At 67.5% G+C, this 5,231-nt stretch carries 2 protein-coding genes and 2 pseudogenes; all 4 read right to left on the bottom strand.

The features are described from left to right. Window positions 1–453, bottom strand: a pseudogene (locus U9977_RS25480) (type III polyketide synthase); the annotation flags it as partial. Window positions 454–800: 347 nt separating this feature from the next. Next, window positions 801–1,667, bottom strand: coding sequence for a UbiA family prenyltransferase (locus tag U9977_RS25475; protein WP_322751820.1), 867 nt, complete (start codon window positions 1,665–1,667; stop codon window positions 801–803). Further along, entirely contained in the window at window positions 1,664–4,123 is a 2,460-nt protein-coding gene (locus U9977_RS25470; protein ID WP_416210778.1) for an ATP-binding cassette domain-containing protein, read from the bottom strand. The genes U9977_RS25475 and U9977_RS25470 overlap by 4 nt, the downstream gene beginning before the upstream one ends. Before the next feature lie 195 nt (window positions 4,124–4,318). Further along, window positions 4,319–5,231, bottom strand: a pseudogene (locus U9977_RS25465) (GTP-binding protein); the annotation flags it as partial.

Raw genomic sequence — 5,231 nt, 5'->3', positions numbered from 1 at the left:
GTAGTCGGTGGCCGTCGACAGCGCCGGCAGCGCCGCGTAGCAGCCCATGTGGCCGATGAAGAGCCGCTGGGTGGTGGGCGGCATCCCCAGCTCGGCGGCCAGCGCGATGTCGAGGCCAGGGGTTGCATAGCCGGTGCACGAGACGACGACGAACAGTCCGACGTCGGCGGGATGCAGGCCGGCGTCGGTGAGCGCGTTGCGCACCGCCTCCCGGCCCAGCGGATGGGCCGCGCTGACATACCGGCGCATCCGGGTGCCGGTGGTCCATTCGCTTGCGTCCTCGACCCGGGGATCCACCGCACCGTGACGGGTGCTCACGCCGCAACCGAGAAAAATCCGCTGGGCGGTCCGATTGTCATTGTAACGGTGAGCGAACACTTCGTCCCACAGTGCCTGCTGGTCCATCGGCGGCGGGAACGCGGCACCCTGCCCGGTCAGTACCGCCGTGTGCATCCGGTTGGTGGTCGTGATTTTCGGTACGGGGTGCGGCCGTTGTCGAGGTGGCCGGGCCGTTCGAAGGAGCTGCGCTGACGGTTCCGGCCCGATGATGGTGCCCGGGTTCGTTCGTGTCTGGCTGGACATCCGGCTTTACCCCTCCGTACACCGAGCACAAGGTAGAGGTTCTACGTGTCCTTTTCATAATGAGTATCGGCCGTCGGATGACGTTCGCTTGTTGGCGATTTCGTTGTGTCTGATACAAGTCACCGTCCGGCATCGATTTCAGTCGGGCCGGGGCTTGACATTCGAACCGGTTGCGACCGGCTGGTGGTTCCGGGCTGTTGCGCTGGAAGCCGGTGTTTTCAGACCAGGTTGGGTCCGGCCGCCACCAGCAGCCCCACATCGGCGAGCGCGACCGCGAGGATGACGCGAAAAGCCCCACGTCCGACCGGTGGTGGATTCCCCCGGTTGGATTCGTTCACCAGGACCGCGACGACGGCGACACCGGTCACGGCGAGCCCCGCGATCGCCGTCGGACCGACCGATCCCGGGCCGAAAGCGATCACCACGGACGCGGCCGCGAGCAGTGTCACGGCCAGCCACAACGACCAGCGCGCCCCGACCCGGTGCGGCACACCGCGCACGCCGGCACGCAGGTCGTCGTCGAGGTCGGGCAGAACGTTGGCGAAGTGCCCCCCGCAGCCCAGCAGGGCACCGGCCAGTAGCAGCCACCAGGCAGGCAGGGGATGGCCGGGTAGGCCCAGGACGATGAAGGCGGGCAGCAGCGCATAGGCGACGGCGAACGGAATCAGCGACGCGGCCGTGCCCTTCACCCCCATGTTGTACAGCCAGGCCAGCGCGACCGCGATCAGGTGCGCGGTGGCCGCCCGCCACCCGGACAGCAGGGACAGGGGTACGCACGCCACCAGGGTGACCGCCGCGGCGAGGCCTACCGTCCGGGCAGGCAGGGCGCCGAGCGCCACCGGTTTGTCGTCCCGCCCGCTGGATGCGTCCCGGACCCGGTCGAAGTAGTCGTTGCTCCACCCGATCGAGAGCTGGCCGGTCCCCACGGCGAGGGCTACCGCGACGACACCGGCCACCGACCGTCCGCTGGAGGCCGCGAGCGCGGTGGCGATCAGCGTGACCGCCGCGGACGGCTCGGGATGGCTGGTGCGTGCGAGGTCGCCCGCGAGGTCGCGGACGACGGCGTGACTCATCGCGTTACTCATGACGACGAGGTCTTTTTTCTCATCGACAGCGGGCCCCGCCGAGTGGACACCTTGGGATCGAGACGTCGTAGTAACAGGGCGCAGGCACCCACCGCCAGACATCCGACACCGACACCCGCCACGATGTCGGTGATGTAGACGTGACCGGCATGCACCCACAGCGGATCGACCGGGCCCCGGGAGAAGGGGGCGTCGCCGAGTTTCACCACGTCATTGAGGTCGGCCGAGGATGCGATCGCCGCGTAGCCCCAGCGGGCCGGCATGAGATAGCTGAGCTGTTGCAGACCCAGTTTGCCTTCCAGCGGGACGAGCCCGCCGCTGAAAACGACCTGCGACATGGTGGTCATCACCAGCAGCGGCATGGTCTTGTCCGCATTGTCGACCCAGGCGGAAATCGCCAGGCCGAGCATTGCCGACGATATCGAGATCATGGTCACCGCCAGGATGACCTCCAGCATGGGCACGCTGAGTGCGACCGCCTGGCGCGGTGTGCGGTTGGTCATTCCGATCATCGTGAAGACGATGCTCTGCAGCGTGGTGATGATGACGAGGACGACGACCTTCGACCCGAGGTAGGCCGTGATCGAGAGGCCGATGGCCCGCTCTCGCCGGTAGATCGCCTTCTCCTTGACGATCTCCCGGATCGAGTTCGCCATTCCCATGAAGCACGCGCAGAGCACGACCACGAGGAGCAGCATCTGCGCATCGACGTTCGGTATGCCGTTGGGCAGCGGGTCCAGGCGGTGCGGCGCCGGTCCGACCCGGGGGAGTATGCCCAGCAGGAACGGAAATGCCACGATCAGCCAGAGGTAGGAGCGGTCCGAGGTGATGACGCTCAGCTGGCGGCGGCTCAGCGTCGCTATCTGTGAGAAAAGGGACTGTTGGCGTGCGCTTGGCAGCGCCGTCGGTATCGGGCGCGCGGGCGGTGCCGTGACGGACGCCGGGACGAAGTACTCGGAGTTCCGGAACCGATCCGCCAGCTCGATAGGTGAGGCGGATTCCAACATCTGGAAGACGTCCGGCCACGAGTTCTTCCCGAGGAAGGTGAGGGCGCTTTTCGGCGGGCCGAAATAAGCGGTACGCCCGCCCTTGGCAAGCACAAGAATATAGTCACAGATATCGAGCTGTGCAACACTGTGGGTCACCACCACGATGGTTCGACCACCGTCGGCCAGCGTCCGCAGTGCGCCCATCACGTTCTGGTCCATGCCGGGGTCGAGGCCGGAGGTGGGCTCGTCCAGGAACAGCAGCGTCGGTCTGGTCAGCAGTTCCAGCGCCACGCTGGTGCGTTTGCGTTGCCCACCGGACAGGTTCTGCACAGCGACATCCGCGCGCTGGTCGAGCCCCAGTTCGCGGAGAACCTCGTCGACGCGTTCCCTGCGTTCGTCCTTTGTGGTGTCCGGAGGGAAGCGTAGCCGCGCGCCGTATTCCAGCGCCTTGCGGACCGTCAGCGTGGTGTGGAGAAGGTCATCCTGCGGGACATGCCCGATTCGCCGGCGTAGTTCGCTGTATTCGGCGTACATGTCCCGGCCGGCATAGCGGACGGTGCCGTCGTCGGCTGGTCGGAAACCAGTCAGCGCGTTCAGCAGGGTCGACTTGCCCGAGCCGCTGGGGCCGATGACGGCCAGCAATGCCCGCCCAGGTAGTCGGAAGCTCACGTCATGCATGATCTGCATGTCCTTGACGAAGACGTTGAGGCCGTCAGCCTCGAAGGTGACGTCCCCGGAGTCGAGATATTCGACCAGCGTGTCGCCTTCGAGCTGGAAAAGATGATGGCCGACGGCGATGATGTCGCGTTGGGCGACGGCCTCCCGGCTGATCTTCCTGCCGTTGAGGAATGTCCCGTTTGCCGAGTCGAGATCGACGACATGTACGCCGCTCTGGCCGACGAAAATCTCGGCATGGCGTCGGGAGGCGAGCAGGTCGGCCACGACGATGTCGTTGTCCCGGGACCGCCCCATCGACATCGTCCCCCGCCGGAGCGGGTAGGTGTTGCGCCGGCCGTGTTCGCGTTCCAGCCTCGTTATACCGTTGGCCGCGGTGGTGGCCGTGGCAGTGGCGGCGGCGGCGACCGCCTGCCGGTCGCGTTCGTACTCGGGGCTGCCGCGCCAGACCGTGGACATCTCCGAGCGCGGATCGAGCTCCGGCTGTTTCGGGATGTCCGCCACGACCGGGCGCATCACGAGCTCGGGGCCGTCGAGCGCGCCGAGCCGGAGTCGTACCTCGCCCCGCACGGTGATCTGCTGGACGCGTTCTCCGTCCACCCAGGTTCCGTACGAGCTGACGTCCTTCGCGGTCCATTCAGAATTGGTGCACGTAATTTCCACGTGGCGGCGCGAAACCTGGCGGTCTAACAGCACCAGGTCGGATCCCTTCCCCCGACCCACCACAAAAGGGCGATCACCTGTTATGATCACTTCCCCTATACTGCTGACGATTCTCAGCGGCGTTGACACGCTGTTCCCCCTTCGACCGTGCGCCGCGACTCCGTGCGGGCGTGTCCGCACCGTCCTGGCCAGATGCCCACTACCTGATATGGCTATTATGATTCTACCCGTATGACCGGAATGCGGCCGATCGACGAGATTCGCACGGTGTCCAGCATGGCACGCGATGGTCAGCATGGCACAGTGCGGCAGTCCGCCTGTCGGTTACGGTGAAGTCCGCGGCCGATCGGCCGGTCGGTCGGCCGGTCGGTCGGCCGGTCGTGCGATGTCATCCCCGGTGAGCAGGCCTTCGCAGGTGCGGCGCAGCGTCGCTGCGGCGCGGCGCAGCGGACGGGAGGCGAGCCGGTTCTCGCTGAGCCGGCGGTAGCGGTCGAGAGTAGTGAGCAACGCGGCTCGGATGTCGTCGGCGGGGGTATCCGGTGGCAGGCCGAGCCGGGCGGTCACCTCGCCGCCCGCAGCGCCCAGCAGCAGCTCGATCGCCTCCCGCTGGTCGTCGTCCACGTCGACCTCGCCCAGACGCAGATCACCGAACAGTTTCAGTTCGGCCAGCGCGTGGGCGCCCGCTTCAAGGCGTTCCCGGCGGGTCCGTAATGTGTCTGCCGACGGGACCGGGTGGGCGTCGAGCACGGCGTCCAGGCGGCGCAGCGCGGTCTGGGCCTTGAGGACGTCGGCCCGGTCGGTGAACTGACGCTCCAGTAGTGCCCGCAGTTCGGGCAGACCGCTGCGGTGCGCAAGCTCGGTGACCAGCCCGGTCGCTTCGGTGACCAGCCCCGGCCGGATCAGCGCAACGGCGAGCTGGACCCCGGCGAGCCCGAGCCGGCCCAGCAGCATGGACCGATCATCGAGCGCCGCCTCGATCCGCGGGTTCGCCGCGCGGAAGCGGTCCACCGACAGCAGCAGGGGGACACCGTCCACCGTTGGCTGGCCGGCGACGGACGCCAGGGCCGCGAACTCGTGGTCACCGAGCCACGTGCCGCACTGGGCGAGCAGACCCGCCACCGGCACGACCGTCTGTACCAGCGCCCGGACCCGGGGGTCGCGGCCCATGCCCGCGGTGACCTGGTGCGCGAGGTCGATTGATTCGGCGTTGCCAGGCGCTATCTCATCCGCCCGGGAC

The organism is Protofrankia sp. Cas8 (genome assembly GCF_963555845.1).
In the GTDB taxonomy this organism is placed as follows: Bacteria; Actinomycetota; Actinomycetes; order Frankiales; family Frankiaceae; genus Protofrankia.
Note: the sequence above shows the minus strand (reverse complement) of the source record. Positions and strands in the feature narration are given on the sequence as shown.